Here is a 14,196-nt window from a genome sequence, read left to right as displayed (position 1 = left end):
GCGGCGTTGCCGAAGAGCCCTGGTAGCTCCGCTACAAGGACTCTCCGGCGCCTTGCGATCGCACGCACCAGACGCCGCCGGGCCCGCCCCTCGGGCGGACGACGGGAATTTGACGACAGGCCCTAGGGCCTCAGGCCTGTGGGCCGGCTGGTTCCACCGCTGGGCTGACCAGGCCGCACTGGTAGGCCATGACGACGAGCTGGGCCCGGTCGCGCGCCGCCAGCTTGCTCATGGCCCGGTTGACGTGCGTCTTGGCGGTCAGCGGGCTTACGAACAAACGTTCGGCAATTTCTTCGTTCGACAGACCCAGCGCCACCAGGCACATCACATCCCGCTCCCGCGGAGTCAGGTATTCCAGGCGCTCCTCCACGACGGACGGGTACAGCTCGGGCTGCGCCAGGAAGCGGGCGATCAGCGCGCGGGTCGCCACGGGGGAGAGCAGCGCCTCGCCGGCGGCCACCGTGCGGACGGCGTCGAGCAGGACGTCCGGACGTACCCCCTTGCCGAGAAAGCCGCTCGCCCCCGCCCGCAGCGCCTCGGCGACGTGCTCGTCGTCCTCGAAGGTGGTGAGGATCAGGACCTTCACTCCGGCGAGGTCCTCGGACTCGCTGATCAGGCGCGTGGCGTCGAGGCCGTCCATCTCGGGCATCCGGATGTCCATGAGGACGACGTCGGGATGCAGCGAGTCGGCGAGGTCGACAGCCTCCCTGCCGTTGGCGGCCTCACCCACCGTCTCCATGTCGTCCGCGGAATCGAACAACATTTTGAAAGTGCCCCGTAGCAGAGCCTGGTCATCGGCGAGAAGAACACGGATCGTCACACTCGTCCTTCCTCGGTGGTGCCCTTCGGCATGGTCGGCCCATCGGCATCCGCCGCTGCCGAGTCCTCTGCGGTGCCGGACAGCAGCGGCAGCTCGGCGGTCACGGTGAACCCGCCTTCCGCGCGCGGTCCCGCCTGCACCCTGCCTCCGACTGTGCTGGCCCGTTCACGCATCCCGATCAGCCCGTGGCCGCTTCCCGGGTCGGAGCGGGCGGGCTGCGACGGACCGTCGTCCTCCACGGTGATCGTCAGCCGGTTCGGGAGGTAGGACAGATCCAGTCGTGCCTGGTCCACGCCCGAGTGCTTGCGCACATTGGTCAGGGCCTCCTGGACGATGCGGTACGCCGCCAGGTCGGCCGCCGGCGCCAGCGGCTTGGGCTCGCCGCTGAGCGTCTGTTTGACAGCGAGCCCAGCACGTTCGAAGGACGCCAGAAGGTCAGGTACCTGGCTCATGCCCGGCGTCGGATCGCGCGGCGCGGCTGTCTCGTCCGGCTGGCGCAGCAGACTCACGGTCACCCGCAGCTCGTCGAGCGCGGACTGGCTCACGTCGCGGATGCCCTCCAGCGCGGTGAGTACGTGCTCGGGCCGTTGCTCGACAAGATGGACGGCCACGCCGGCCTGGGCGTTGATCAGGGCGATGTGATGGGTGACGACGTCGTGCAACTCACGTGCGATCCGCATCCGTTCGGCCGCCACCCGCTGGCGGGCTTCCTGTTCGCGGGTGCGTTCCGCGTGCTCCGCCCGTTCCTCCACGGCCGCCACATAGGCTCTGCGGGATCGCACGCCGTCCCCGACCGCCGCAGGCAGAGCCGTCCAGGCCAGCATGGCCGCGTTGTCCGGGGAGAGCAGAGTTCGTGGGTCGGTCGCCGTGGCCGCGCCGACGAGCACGGTCGCCGTCAGGCCCGCTGTCGTCCAGGTGGTACGCCGGTCGGTGCACGCGGCGACGGTGTAGACGGACACGATGACCGAGCTCGTCCCCAGCGGACCTTCGCGGAACCCGAGCGCCTGAAGGATCACTGCGCAGACGATGGCCACGGCGAGTACGCCGAAGGGGTGGCGGCGCCGCCACACCAGCGCGAAGCAGCTGGTCCCGACGAGCACCACGGCCTGCCATCGGATGGAGATCCGGTGTTCCTCATGAATGATCGAGACCGCCACCATCGACAGCGGAAAGAGCACGGCCGCCAGCAAGACGTCCATGACGCGAGTCCGACCCTGCGCTCCCGGACGTTTAACGGTCATCACTGCCATGTCCCCAACCTAGGGCTGGTGGCCGAACCGGGCACCGCGAGCGCAGCGTCGTCACCGCGGACACCTCCGGCTCAGTCGTCCCCGGCCAGTTGGAAGGCGGGGGCCAGGAACGTCTTCGCGCCGGGGGCGCTCGGAATCCGCATCAGCGCACGGGCCTGCGTGCCGAGGACTTTCATCTGCCGCTCGGCCTGGCGCAGTTCTTCGGGATGGCCGTCGAACACGCGGTTGAGCGTTCTGAGCATCTCGGTGTACGCGCGGTCGCACCGTTCGGACGCTTCGCGTGCTGCCGAGCCCTTCTCCAGCCGCTGGGTGTCGGGGTTGTCGACCAGGCGGTACACCTCGCGCGGATCGAAGGGGATTTCCGGCCCGTCGAACGACCAGTAGCCGTGCGTCTTGACCAGCCGGCGCCCTTGCACGATCTCCCAGAACCGGTAGTAGTGCGCCAGCTCATCCGCGCCTGCCTCGGCCTCGGTGGCCGGTGGCGGCGCCTCGGCCGCCGATGGGTGGGCAGCGGCCGGCGCGGAGGACGACACCCCTGCGCCGGCCGCGAGCACCCCCGAAACGGCGGCGGTGGCCGCCAGTTGCAGAGCGGTACGTCGGTCGGGCCCGCCGACGGCCCCGTCCTGTTCGGTGCTGGTCATGACGCCCTTCCCGGGAGCGGGCCTACGGTCGGGTCCTGGGCGTGTCCCTCGCCCTGGTCGATGATCTCCAGGATGGCCCAGAGCGCTGTCTGCAGATTGGTCACCCGGTACAGCCGTCCGGGAGCGTGCGGCCAGCTGACCTGCCTGCGTGGGTCGCCGCTGAACAGATTCTTCTCACGTTCGTCGAGGTCGGTCAGGACCTGTGCGATGCGCTGGTAGAACCCGCCGATGGTGGCCTCGTCGTAGTCGGCCAGGGCAAAGAACCTCCTGGGGGCGTCGAGGGCCTCTTCGGTGAGGTTCTGGATGTTCCCGCATGCGTCCAGCTGAGGGTCGTAGCCGGCGATGGAATGGAGTTCCCTCTGCCCGGCCGGGGCGAGGGGGGCCTCGGGCAGCTCGACGCCCATGAAGACCTGGCGTACCCGTTCGATCGAGCAGGCGCCGAGTGAGATCTCCAGGTCGGGCATGACCCCGCCGGGCAGCGGCCCCGGGTAGACGGGAACCAAGTCCGGGTCGTCGAACCTGGGGGTGAGACCGACCGCGTTCATGATGTTTCCGATGAGCGCCAGGTGCAGCATCTCCTGCATGACGACGCTGCGGATGATGCCCTCGACCTCTCGGTTCTTTCCGTCCTTGAGGGAGTACATCGCCGTGAGATAGGGGGGAATGGTGGCGTGTTCGACGGCGAGGGCTGTTCGGAGGAGCGAGTGCAGCTCTGCCCGGTCGGGCGCCGTCGCGGTAGCCCGGGCGAAGGCGTGTTCCCCGGCCTCGGGCGTGCTGATGGGAATGGCATCTGTCGCGTTCATACGTCCCTTTTGATCGCGTCGCTCTGACGCTGCACGATCGCACGGTGGCAACGCGCAGACGGGCAATGCGGGTGCTCAGTACCGCACCCAGGGGAGCCGGGCGGGCAAATGGAGTAACGCGGAAGCCGTCTGCGGGCCTACGGGTGCGACCGCCTTGCCCGTGACCCGTCCCAGCGCGTCCCGGACGGCCGGTCGCGCCCTGATCGGGAGGTGATCCGTGCGGTCGCACCGCCCCGCGGTTGCCGTTTTCGCCGCCCGCCACCACCGTGGAAGGCGCCGTGTCCTCCCGGCTCCAGCACAAGGGGGCAGTACATGACCGAGGCCCTTCCCAGCACGGACGGGTACAGCGCCGACGGACCTGCGGGTCTCCCGCCACGTCCGGTGGACGAACGTGGCGAGGCCGTGGCCGACCTGCGGCGCATCGGGATCGACCCGGATTACTGGTATCCCGTGGCCGTGTCGCGTGCTGTGCGCAAGGAACGCACTTTCGCCGCCGTTTTCGCAGGCCAGCGGATCGTGCTTTACCGCGGTCGGACCGGGGGTGTCCACGCGCTGGAGGACCGGTGCGCGCACCGCCAGGTGCCGCTGAGTCTCGGCGTCGTGGAGGGGGACACCCTGCGCTGCTGCTACCACGCCTGGGCCTACCGCGGAAACGGCCGCATCTCGCAGATCCCCTACCTGCCCAAGGGATGCGAGCGGCCGCCGCGCGGCGTGCGGTCGTATCCGGTCCGCGAGGCGTTCGGCCTGGTGTTCGTCTTCCCCGGCGATCCCGAGAAGGCCGAGTCGGCGCCGTTCCCGGTGCTGCCGGAGTTCGGCGCGGCCACGCACCGGACCATGACCTTCTCCCGCACCGTCAACTGCCACTACTCGTTCATGCACGAGAACCTGCTGGACATGAACCACCAGTTCCTGCACCGCAGCGTGCTGGGCAGAATTCAGCCCAAGCTGCTGGGCTACGAGACCGGCCGGCAGTTCGTCGAGGCCCGGTACCTCTTCGTCCCCGCCGGGGGCAGGAAGGACCGCGGCGCCGGACTGCTGTCGGCCGAGGGCCTCGGTGGGCGGCAGACACCCGACGAGATCACCATCCGCACCCAGTACCCGTACCAGACCCTGCAAGCGGTCCCCGACGGCGCCGGACTCCCGTCGTTCTCTCTCTGGGCGGCCTACGTGCCGCAGGACGCCCAGCAGCGCGTCAACCACGCCTACGGCCTGCTCATGATCGCGAAGCCACCGGTCCCGGGGGTGCTCCAGCTCGCCTGGCCGCTCATCCGCCGCTTCACCGAACGGGTCTTCGCCCAGGACCGCATGGCGGTCGAGGCCGAGCAGCGCGCCTGGGACGAACAGGGCGAGGACCGCAACCACGAAGTGTTCCCGCTGATCCTGGACGTGCGGCACATGCTGCGGACGAACGGCGTGCCGCTCGACCCCGAGACCGCCGGTGACGCCGGGCAGCAGGGCGCCCGGCCGGACACCGACGGCCACGACAAGGACTCGCGGAACGCGAACTGACCGTCGCCGGTCGGGAGCTGACGATCAGGTGGGGAGGGCCGTGCTGCGGGTCTCCGGGGCGAGGCGTACCAGCAGCATGCCGATGGCGAAGACGGCCGCGGTCAGGGTGAGAGGGAGGGTGAGGGAGCCGGTGGCGTGGATGCCGTAGCCGATGAGGAAGGTGCCGCCCGCGGCGACCCAGCGCGAGAAGGTCGTGGTGAAGGCGAAGGCGGTCGCCCTCATGCGCGTCGGGTACTGCTCCGGCAGCCAGATGGTGAAGACCGCGAAGCTCGCGCCGCCCAGGCCGAGTACCGGCAGGAAGGCGAAGAGCAGGGCGATCGAGTGGTGGGGGTAGGCCCAGCCGTAGGCGCCGACGATTCCGACGATCATCAGCGCGAACAGTGAGGCGAGCGCCCCGCGCCGCCCCAAGCGTGCCGCGAGGCGGGGCACCCCGAAGCAGCCCAGGATCGTGAAGGCGGCCACCGTCATGGACGACAGGCTGGCCAGGCGCACCGTGGCGGTATGGCTGTGACCGGCCTCCTGCGACAGGGCGGTGACGGCTGTGGGCACGTAGGTGGAGCCCGCCCACAGGCCGATGACGCAGACCACCAGGAGCAGCAGATTACCCACGGTGCGTGCGCGGTAGGGCGGGGAGAGAACCTCGACGACAGGTTGCCAGAAGGACCGCTCCTGCCGGGCGGAGGTCTCTTCCTGCCAGCGCTCCGGCTCGGGGGTGGTGCGCCGGATGAGGAAGACGGCCAGTGCCGGGAGACCGCCCACGAAGAACATGCCGCGCCAGCCGAGTTCAGGTCCGGCGAGCAGGTAGATGACGGAGATGGCGAGGACACCGAAGTAGGCGGCGGAGTGCATCAGGCCGCCGAATCGCGCCCGTACCCGCTCCGGTATCACTTCGGAGAGGAGGGTGCCGGCCATGGCCCATTCGCCGCCGACGCCGACGGCCGCCAGGAAGCGGAACGTATTCCATTCCCACAGGTGGGTGGCGGTGCCGGCCAGGGCGGTGAAGACCCCGTACATGAGGATGGAGGCCATCATCGCGGGCTTGCGGCCGAAGCGGTCGGCGATGGGTCCCCAGATGAAGGCGCATCCCCAGCCGAGCAGGAACACGGCGGCACTGACCTGTCCGTGCCAGCCGATGTTGTCGGGCGTGACGGAAATATTGCTCGCGGGGAGCAGCGCGGTCAGGGCGGGGGCCAGCACGAGGCCGGGGATGGTCCAGCTAAAGCCGTCCATGGCCCAACCGCCGAACGAGCCCCAGAAGGCGTGCCGTTGGGGACCGGTCAGCCGCGTGGGGGTGGGGGTGGGGGTTCCGGTGGTTGCGGTGGACTGCTCGTTGATCGTCACGGATACCTCGATTCGGCTCAGGAGGTGACGACATGGGGGGATGTCGGCAGGGAGGACTGGGGTGTTGACCGAGGGCGTGCGGCGGCCTGCCTCTCGGGAGCAGAAATTGGATGGACCACTGGGCCTCTAGGCCTGCGCTAGAGTGTCGGCAGCGTCTGATGTGCTGTCAAGGGTGATCCACAGCAAGAATGTTGGGGGAAGGGACGGATAGCCCGTTGTCCGAGTCACTGCGTCCGGTTCCCCGGCCTCGTCTGTACGAGCAGGTCGTCGAGCGCCTGCGCGAATACGTCCAGGCGGAAAGCCTCCAGGCGGGCGACCGGCTGCCCCCTGAACGCGACCTCGCCGAACGCCTCGCGGTGAGCCGGACCTCGGTGCGACAGGCCATCGTGGCCCTGGAAGTACAGGGCCTCGTCGAAGTGCGCCACGGTGGCGGTACCTTCCTGCTCCGCGACCGCCTTGACGCCGAACCCCTTCAAGCCATGGTGGAACGACGCCGTCGGCTCCCCGACGTCCTGGACGCCCGGGACGCGCTGGAGACCAAACTCGCGGCCCTCGCGGCCGAACGCCGCACGGACGAGGACCTGCAGGAGATCGACGCAGCGCTCGAGGCCATGGCCGGCGCCGTCCGGCGCGGGGAGCTGTGCGTCGCCGAGGACCAGCGCTTCCACGCCGCCGTCACCGCGGCGGCGCACAGCCCCCTTCTCGCCGAGTTCATGGCGGAGATCGCCGAGCCCATCGCGGAGAGCCGCAACGAGTCACTGCGCCAGCCCGACCGCCCCGCCCAGTCACTGCACCAGCACCAACGCGTCGCCGACGCCGTTCGGGCCGGTTCCCCCGAAGACGCGGCCCTGGCCATGCACACCCACGTCGACAGCGTCGGCAAGGTCAAACTTCTCCACTGGCGACCCGAGGGGGAGTGACCGTCCCACAGCCGCTCCCCTCCAGCCGCTTCCTCTCCGCGCGCTACGCCCCGCCCGCCTCCGTCAGAACCGCCGAGACTGCTGTGACGCCGGGCGCGGCCGTGAGGAGTGTTCCGAGTCTCGTCCGCTCCGCGTTCTCGCCGGTGGCTTCCGTGCCGACGAGCAGGACCTGCCACGGCGCACGGGTGTCGTCGGCCTCGACCGTGACGACGTCACCGTCGCGCCGCATGCGGAACGTGGCACCCGCGAAACCGTCCACGGCGGGGATCCGAGCCACTCTCGTCGTGCCGTCCGCCGGGCTGTGGACGCGCAGCGTCACCCCGTGTGCCCAGTCGTAGACGGCGCTGTCGTCGCTCTCCCCGAACGGGATCACCGAGCCGGGGCGGGCCAGCAGTGGCAGGCTGTCGAAGCCGTACCGCTCGCGTCGCCACCCCGGCCCTTCGACCCGCTCGCCCGACAGCAGATGGGTCCAGGTCCCGTCGGGCACGTAGTACTCGACGCTTCCGTCAGCCACGAAGACCGGCGCGACGAGCAGGTCGTCGCCGAGCATGTACTGCCGATCCAGGGTGTGGCACGCCGGGTCCTCGGGGAACTCCAGGAGCATGGCGCGCATCACGGGTGTACCCCGCTCCCGCGCCTGCTGGGCCGCGCGGAAGAGATACGGCATGAGGCGGTGCTTGAGCCTGGTGAAGTCGCGGGTGACCGCCACGGCCTCTTCGTCGAAGTCCCACGGCACACGGTAGGACCTGCTGCCGTGCAGCCTGCTGTGCGAGGACAACAGACCGAACTGCACCCACCGCTTGAAGACTTCGGGTGTCGGCGTGCCCTCGAAGCCGCCGATGTCATGGCTCCAGAAGCCGAAACCGGACAGGCCGAGCGAGAGGCCGCCGCGCAGCGACTCGGCCATCGCCCCGAAGTGGGACTCGCAGTCGCCGCCCCAGTGCACCGGCAACCGCTGCCCGCCCGCGGTCGCCGACCGCGCGAAGAGCACGGCCTCGCCGGCGCCCCGCGCCTCGCTCAGCACCTCGAAGACGGTCTCGTTGTAGAGCTGCGTGTAGTAGTTGTGCATGCGCTCCGGGTGGGACCCGTCGTGCCACACCACGTCCGTCGGAATGCGCTCGCCGAAGTCGGTCTTGAAACAGTCCACACCCTGCGCGACCAGCCCGCGCAACTTGCCCGCGTACCACTCCCGCGCCTCAGGGTTGGTGAAGTCGACCAGCGCCATGCCCGCCTGCCACAGGTCCCACTGCCACACGTCGCCGTCGGCCTTGCGGACCAGGTAGCCGTGACGCCTGGCCTCGGCGAACAGCGGGGACTTCTGGCCGATGTACGGGTTGATCCACACCGAGACGCGCAACCTCTGCTCGTCCTTGAGGCGGCGCAGCATGCCTTCCGGGTCCGGGAAGACGTCCGGGTCCCAGGTGAAGTCGCACCACTGGTACTCGCGCATCCAGAAGCAGTCGAAGTGGAAGACACCCAGCGGGATGCCGCGCTCCGACATGCCCCGTACGAACCGGTTGACCGTCTCCTCGTCGTACGACGTGGTGAAGGACGTGGACAGCCACAGCCCGAACGACCAGGCGGGCGGCAGCGCCGGGCGGCCGGTCAGGGCGGTGTAGCGGTCCAGGACGTCCTTGGGCGTCGGGCCGTGGACGACGTAGTACTCCAGCGACTGGTCCTCGACGCTGAACTGCACCTGCCCCACGGCCTCGGACCCGATCTCGTACGAGACACGGCCGGGGTGGTTGACGAAGACGCCGTAGCCCCGGTTGGTGAGATGGAAGGGAATGTTCTTGTACGCCTGCTCGCTGGCCGTGCCGCCGTCGGCCTGCCAGAGGTCCACGCTCTGGCCGTTCCTGGTGAACGGGGTGAAGCGCTCGCCGAGCCCGTAGACCAGTTCGCCGACGCCCAGGGACAGTTGGGCCAGTGAGTGGTGGCCGCCGTCGCCGGTGAGGGCGAAGCCGGTGCCGCGGGACCCGGCGGACGTCAGGACGCGGCCGTCGGCGGTGAAGTCCAAGCGCCAAGGAGCCGCGGTGTCCACCCGTAGCGACAGCTCCCCGCTGGTCAGCTCCAGCAGGGACCCGTCCCGGGTGATCTTCGAGGTGTGGTCGGGGTCGGTGTGCAGGGCGAAGTCGGGGCCGTGCGCGACGACGCCCGCGTGGTGGGTGGAGCGAACGCCGATCACTCCCTCGGCGGGCGACCAGCACTCGACCGTCAGGAGGGGGCTGTTGAGGGTGTGACCCCGCTCCTCCACCCGCCGCACCGGCGCGTACAGGGTGAGTCGGCCGTCGTCGATGCGCGCCTCGGCGATCTCGGTCGCGTACGACGCCTGGACGCCCTCGCGCATCAGCCAGTAGCCGTCGGTGAACTTCAACGGTGGTCCTTGTCAGCGGTGTCGGTACGGGTGCGGTGGGTGGCGATCAGGTCCCGGAACCAGCGGTAGCTGTCCTTGGGAATGCGCTCCTGGGTGTCGTAGTCGACCCGGACGATGCCGAAGCGCTGGCCGTAGCCGCGGGCCCACTCGAAGTTGTCGAGGAGCGACCACACGTAGTAGCCGCGCACGTCGACGCCCGCGCGGATCGCGGCGGAGAGGGCTTCGAGGTGGCTGCGGAGATAGTCGATGCGCTCGGTGTCGTGGACCCGGCCGTCGTCCGTGACGGTGTCGGCCTCGGCCGAGCCGTTCTCCGTGATGACCAGCGGGGGCAGCTCGGGGTACCGCTCGGTCAGGTCGATCAGCAGATCCGTGAAGGTGTGCGGGACGACGGGCCAGCCCATCGTCGTGTGCCGCACGTCGTCGCGCCATGACTCGATGGCCCGGATGTCGACCGCCGTACGGGTCGCCGGATCGGGGTCCCGGTGCGGGGCGTCGGCGATCGTGATCGGCCGGTAGTAGTTGATGCCGACGAAGTCCAGCGGGGCGGCGATGAGTTCGAGGTCGCCGTCGAGCCGGTACGGAGTCTCGAGCCGGTACGAAGTCTCCACACTGTGCGAACTGTCGAGCCGGGGCGAGCCGTCGGCCGGCTCGCCCCAGGTCTCCGCCTCGTGCAGCGGATAGCGGCCCGCGAACAACGGGTCCAGCCACACCTCGTTGTGCAGGGTCTCGGCCCGCCGAACGGCGGCGAGGTCGGCCGGCGAGCCGGGGGCTGCCGGGAGCAGCCGGTCCGGGTTGAGCGTGATGCCGACCTCCCGGGCGCCGGTCCCGCGCAGGGCGCGGACGGCGAGGCCGTGGCCGACGAGGAGGTGGTGGGCGGCGGCGAGCGCGCCGCGGCCCTCTTGTGCGCCGGGAGCGTGGGCGCCCGCCGCATAGCCGACGAAAGCGCTGCAGTACGGCTCGTTGAGGGTGATCCAGCGCTCCACCCGGTCACCGAGCCGCTCCGCGACGAGTCCGGCGTAGTCCGCAAAGCGCTCCGCAGTCTCGCGCACCCGCCAGCCGCCCCGGTCTTCCAGGGCCTGGGGGAGGTCCCAGTGGTAGAGGGTGGCGGCGGGGGAGATCCCGGAGGCCAGCAGTTCGTCGACCAGCCGGTCGTAGAAGTCCAGACCGGCTGCGTTGGCCGGTCCTGTGCCGTCCGGCTGGATCCGCGGCCAGGCGACGGAGAAGCGGTAGCTGTCCACACCGAGGCCGTGCAGCAGAGCCACGTCCTCACGGTAGCGGTGGTAGTGGTCGCAGGCGATGTCGCCGGTGGCGCCGCCCGCCACCCGTCCGGGCTCGCGGCAGTAGGTGTCCCAGATGGACGGCCCTCGGCCGCCCTCGTCGTACGCCCCCTCGATCTGGTAGCTCGCCGTGGCGGCGCCGAAGAAGAAGCCGTCGGGGAATTCCGGGAATCCGGGGGTGCTCATGTGGCTGAAGCCCTTATCGCTATGTGATGCCATTACTTGACGGATCCGCCGGTGATCCCGGCGGAGATGTACTTCTGGGCCACGACCAGCAGGATCGCGGCGGGTACCGCGGACAGGACCGCGGTGGCCATGACAGCGCCCCAGTCGCTGACATGCGCGCCGACGAACTGGTAGATGCCCAGGGTGATCGGCTTGACGTCGTCGGTGGTGTTGAGGGTTAGCGCGAACATGAAGTCCGACCACGCGAAAAGGAACGTGAAGAGCCCCGCCGTGATGAGGGCGTTGCGGCTCATCGGCAGCACGATGCGCACGAACGCGGTGAAGCGGTTGGCGCCGTCGACCATCGCCGCCTCGACGACCTCGCTCGGAATGGACACCATGAAGGCTCGCAGCAGGACGATCGCGAACGGCAGTCCGAGCGAGGCGTCCGCGAGGATCAGCCCCAAGTAGGAGTTGACCAGGCCCAGTTCCGCGTACGCGCTGTAGAGGGCGTTGGCGATGACGATGCCCGGCACCATCTGGGTGATCAGCGTGGTGAAGACGATGCCCTGGCCACCACGCAGCCCGAACTGGGCGAGCCCGTACGCGGCGGGCGCCGCGAGGGCGAGGCACACGGCGACGGCGCCGAGGGCGACGACGAAGCTGGTCAGCAGCGAGCCGCCCTGGCCGGAGACGGCCGTGTCGAAGTTCTCCAGGCCGGGCGAGGACGGGAACCACTCGGTCGCGGCGACGCTGGACCCGGGCTGGAGCGCGGTGTCGAGCATCCAGTAGACCGGGAAGAGCAGGACGCCGAGGATCAGCAGCGCGGCGGTGGTGTTCCAGGCGGCCCGCAGGCGGGGACGGTTCGAGTTCGGATTCACGGTCGGTCACTTCCCCTGGCCGAAGTCGGCGCGGTTGGCCCGCAGGTACAGCACGGCGAAGACCGCGCTGATGAGGATGAGGACGTTGCCCACGACGGCGCCTTGGCCGAAGTCGAGCTGGAGGAACGACAGTTGGTACGTGACGGTGCCCAGGGTCTGTGTGGAGTCCGCGGGCCCGCCCGAGGTCAGTGCCAGGATCAGGTCGAGGATCTTCACCGTGGACATGAAGCCCAGGACGAGGACGACGGTGACCACCGGGCGCAGCATCGGCAGGGTGACGCTGCGAAAGGTCCGCCAGGGGCTCGCCCCGTCCAGTGACGCCGCCTCGTAGAGCTCGCGCGGGATGTCCTGGAGGCCGCCGTAGAGGATCACCATGTTGAACGGGATGCCGATCCAGATGTTGACCATGATCGCCGACAGCAGGGCCACGCCGGGGCTGTTCAGCCACGGCACACCGCCCTGGGTCAGGCCGACGGCGTGCAGGGCGCTGTTGAGTATCCCGTGGTCCTGGTCGAGGATGCGCCGCCAGACGACGGCGGACACGACCATGGGCACCAGCCAGGGCAGCAGCAGGATCGCGCGGACGAACCCGGAGAGCCAGAAGCGGCGTGAGAAGAAGACGGCGAGGGCCAGGCCGATGGTGAACTGGCCGAGCAGGGAGCCGAGCGTGAAGATCGCGGTGTGCCACAGGGACCCGGCGAACAGCTCGTTGGAGAAGACGGCCCGCCAGTTGTCCAGGCCGTTGAACGGGGCCTCGCCGGTGAAGTACGTCTTGGGCGTGTAGTGCTGGAAGCTCATCACGATGTTGCGGACGAGCGGGTAGCCGAAGAAGAGGGCCATGTAGGCGAGCGCGGGGGCGACGAACAGCCACCGGAGCAGCCCGCGGCGGCGGGTGCCGGAGTCGCTTCTTGCGGGCACGGCGGACGAGCCGGGAGCCTTGGCGGCCGGGGCGGTGGAGGCGAAGGTGCTCATGTCCGGTTCCTCACTTCCCCGTGGAGGCCTGCTGCTGGGCCCGGTGCAGGGCCTGTTCGGGACTGGTCCTGCCGGTCAGCACCGCCTGGAAGGCGCCCGCGAGTGCGTCCCCGACCACCGGCCAGCGGGTGCCGACCTCGGCGGTGCGGGAGCGGGCGGTGGTGACGAGGTCGGCGAACGCGGCGAGCTTGGGATTCTGCTCGGCGTACGCCTGCGCGGCGGCGGCCCGGGTCGGTACGTTGTTGACCGACTCACCCCACTGAAGCTGGTTCTTCCGGGAGTTGAGGCAGTTGAGGATCTTCCCGGCGTTCTTCTCGCGGGAGCGGTCCTCGTTCTTCGGCACCGCCATGACGGTGCCGCCGATCGGTGGAATCGCGTCCTGTCCCGCCTCGGGCACCGGGATGCGGGCGACCGCCCAGTCCACCTTCTTCTGGGCGCTGAGCACCGGTACCTGCCACGGACCGTTGATCATCATGGCGGCGCGGCCGGCCACGAACTGGTCGTTGACGTCCTGCTGGTTCCAGCTGACGACGGACTTCGAGGCGGACCCGTCGGAGACCAGGTCCTTCCACAGCTGGAGTGCGGCCTCGCCCTTGCCGTTGTCGAGCTTCGCCTCGTCACCGCCGCCGGACCAGAAGAACGGCAGGAACTGGTACACACCGTCGGCGTTGGGGCTGGCGCTGAAGGCCATCCCGTAGGTGCTGCCGTGCGTCATCCGCTTCGCGGCGGTCTTCAGCTCGGCCCAGGTGGTGGGCGGGGCGACCCCGGCCTTCTTGAGAAGCTCGGTGTTGTAGATCAGGGCCAGGGAGTTGACGGAGCGCGCGATGCCGTACTGGGTGCCGTCGTACGAGCCGAGGGAGGTGGCGCTGCCGGAGAATCCGGAGGTGTCGACGCCGACGTCCTTCAGCGGGCGCAGCCCTTCGGTCCCGGCGAACTGCGGCAGCTCGGACCCGTCGAGCTCCAGGATGTCGGTGAGCGACTTGGACGAGGCCATGCGGAGCGCCTTCGAGGCGACCTGGTCCGCGGGCACGCTGATCTGCTCGACCTTCAGCCCCAGGGGCCTCGCGCAGCGGTCGAAGAACTTCTGGTTGGCGGTGTGTTCGGCGGTGTCGGTCGCCGAGTTGAGTACGGTGACGGTGTCGGCCGCCGGTGTGGCGGCGCACCCGGTGAGGCTCAGCGACGCGGCCGTGGCCAGCGCCAGGCTCACGGCTGTCACGGGTGGCAGTCTGCGCTCTGCGCGGGA

General features: G+C 69.7%; 12 protein-coding genes. 2 read left to right on the top strand and 10 right to left on the bottom strand.

Annotated features, from left to right (window positions below):
- Positions 1-130: 130 nt before the first annotated feature.
- The 4 genes from ACFC96_RS42495 to ACFC96_RS42480 form a co-directional block, all read right to left on the bottom strand.
- Positions 131-820 (bottom strand): response regulator transcription factor, encoded by a 690-nt coding sequence (locus ACFC96_RS42495; RefSeq protein WP_340457904.1) that lies wholly within the window; start codon positions 818-820, stop codon positions 131-133.
- The gene (locus ACFC96_RS42490) at positions 817-2,070 is read right to left on the bottom strand and encodes a sensor histidine kinase (RefSeq protein WP_376617832.1); all 1,254 of its coding nucleotides are present in this window, start codon (positions 2,068-2,070) and stop codon (positions 817-819) included. Before ACFC96_RS42490 ends, ACFC96_RS42495 begins: the two co-directional genes overlap by 4 nt.
- 71 nt (positions 2,071-2,141) lie before the next feature.
- Positions 2,142-2,711 (bottom strand): hypothetical protein, encoded by a 570-nt coding sequence (locus tag ACFC96_RS42485; protein WP_376617830.1) that lies wholly within the window; start codon positions 2,709-2,711, stop codon positions 2,142-2,144.
- Positions 2,708-3,514 carry a ferritin-like protein gene (locus ACFC96_RS42480; RefSeq protein ID WP_340457901.1) on the bottom strand — a complete coding sequence of 269 codons (807 nt, stop codon included), beginning with the start codon at positions 3,512-3,514 and terminating at the stop codon, positions 2,708-2,710. The genes ACFC96_RS42485 and ACFC96_RS42480 overlap by 4 nt, the downstream gene beginning before the upstream one ends.
- 312 nt (positions 3,515-3,826) lie before the next feature.
- Here ACFC96_RS42480 and ACFC96_RS42475 point away from each other — a divergent pair, with 312 nt between their 5' ends.
- Complete coding sequence (locus ACFC96_RS42475; protein ID WP_376617828.1) at positions 3,827-5,023, top strand: Rieske 2Fe-2S domain-containing protein; 1,197 nt, start codon at positions 3,827-3,829, stop codon at positions 5,021-5,023.
- Between the two features lie 24 nt (positions 5,024-5,047).
- Here the strand turns inward: ACFC96_RS42475 and ACFC96_RS42470 are convergent, their stop codons facing one another.
- Positions 5,048-6,364 carry an MFS transporter gene (locus ACFC96_RS42470; RefSeq protein ID WP_376617826.1) on the bottom strand — a complete coding sequence of 439 codons (1,317 nt, stop codon included), beginning with the start codon at positions 6,362-6,364 and terminating at the stop codon, positions 5,048-5,050.
- 215 nt (positions 6,365-6,579) lie between these two features.
- On the opposite strand from ACFC96_RS42470, the gene ACFC96_RS42465 reads away from it, so the two are divergent.
- Positions 6,580-7,284, top strand: a complete 705-nt coding sequence (locus ACFC96_RS42465; RefSeq protein WP_376617824.1) for a FadR/GntR family transcriptional regulator — start codon at positions 6,580-6,582, stop codon at positions 7,282-7,284.
- A 43-nt stretch (positions 7,285-7,327) separates the two neighbouring features.
- On the opposite strand, the gene yicI is transcribed toward ACFC96_RS42465, so the two are convergent.
- The 5 genes from yicI to ACFC96_RS42440 are packed head-to-tail and all read right to left on the bottom strand — an operon-like array spanning position 7,328 to position 14,178.
- The gene (yicI, locus tag ACFC96_RS42460) at positions 7,328-9,658 is read right to left on the bottom strand and encodes an alpha-xylosidase (protein WP_376617822.1); all 2,331 of its coding nucleotides are present in this window, start codon (positions 9,656-9,658) and stop codon (positions 7,328-7,330) included.
- A complete protein-coding gene (locus ACFC96_RS42455; RefSeq protein ID WP_376617820.1) occupies positions 9,655-11,121 on the bottom strand; it encodes a GH1 family beta-glucosidase in 1,467 nt (488 codons plus the stop codon). Before ACFC96_RS42455 ends, yicI begins: the two co-directional genes overlap by 4 nt.
- Positions 11,122-11,153: 32 nt before the next feature.
- Positions 11,154-11,981 carry a carbohydrate ABC transporter permease gene (locus ACFC96_RS42450; protein WP_376263726.1) on the bottom strand — a complete coding sequence of 276 codons (828 nt, stop codon included), beginning with the start codon at positions 11,979-11,981 and terminating at the stop codon, positions 11,154-11,156.
- Between the two features lie 6 nt (positions 11,982-11,987).
- Positions 11,988-12,953: a sugar ABC transporter permease gene (locus ACFC96_RS42445; protein ID WP_340457893.1), complete on the bottom strand. Its 966-nt coding sequence runs from the start codon at positions 12,951-12,953 to the stop codon at positions 11,988-11,990.
- A gap of 10 nt (positions 12,954-12,963) precedes the next feature.
- Complete coding sequence (locus ACFC96_RS42440) at positions 12,964-14,178, bottom strand: ABC transporter substrate-binding protein (protein ID WP_376617834.1); 1,215 nt, start codon at positions 14,176-14,178, stop codon at positions 12,964-12,966.
- Between the last annotated feature and the right edge of the window lie 18 nt (positions 14,179-14,196).

It is taken from the genome of Streptomyces sp. NPDC055955 (assembly GCF_042270245.1).
Taxonomy (GTDB): Bacteria; Actinomycetota; Actinomycetes; order Streptomycetales; family Streptomycetaceae; genus Streptomyces.
The sequence above is the reverse complement of the archived record's forward strand: the minus strand, read 5'-3'. Positions and strand labels throughout refer to the sequence as shown.

What these genes read in the sequence shown, in the direction of transcription:
- ACFC96_RS42475 (WP_376617828.1), top strand. Translation starts at nt 3,827, where the DNA reads ATGACCGAGGCCCTTCCCAGCACGGACGGGTACAGCGCCGACGGACCT.
- ACFC96_RS42480 (WP_340457901.1), bottom strand. Translation starts at nt 3,514, where the DNA reads ATGAACGCGACAGATGCCATTCCCATCAGCACGCCCGAGGCCGGGGAA.
- ACFC96_RS42455 (WP_376617820.1), bottom strand. Translation starts at nt 11,121, where the DNA reads ATGAGCACCCCCGGATTCCCGGAATTCCCCGACGGCTTCTTCTTCGGC.
- ACFC96_RS42445 (WP_340457893.1), bottom strand. Translation starts at nt 12,953, where the DNA reads ATGAGCACCTTCGCCTCCACCGCCCCGGCCGCCAAGGCTCCCGGCTCG.
- ACFC96_RS42490 (WP_376617832.1), bottom strand. Translation starts at nt 2,070, where the DNA reads ATGGCAGTGATGACCGTTAAACGTCCGGGAGCGCAGGGTCGGACTCGC.
- ACFC96_RS42485 (WP_376617830.1), bottom strand. Translation starts at nt 2,711, where the DNA reads ATGACCAGCACCGAACAGGACGGGGCCGTCGGCGGGCCCGACCGACGT.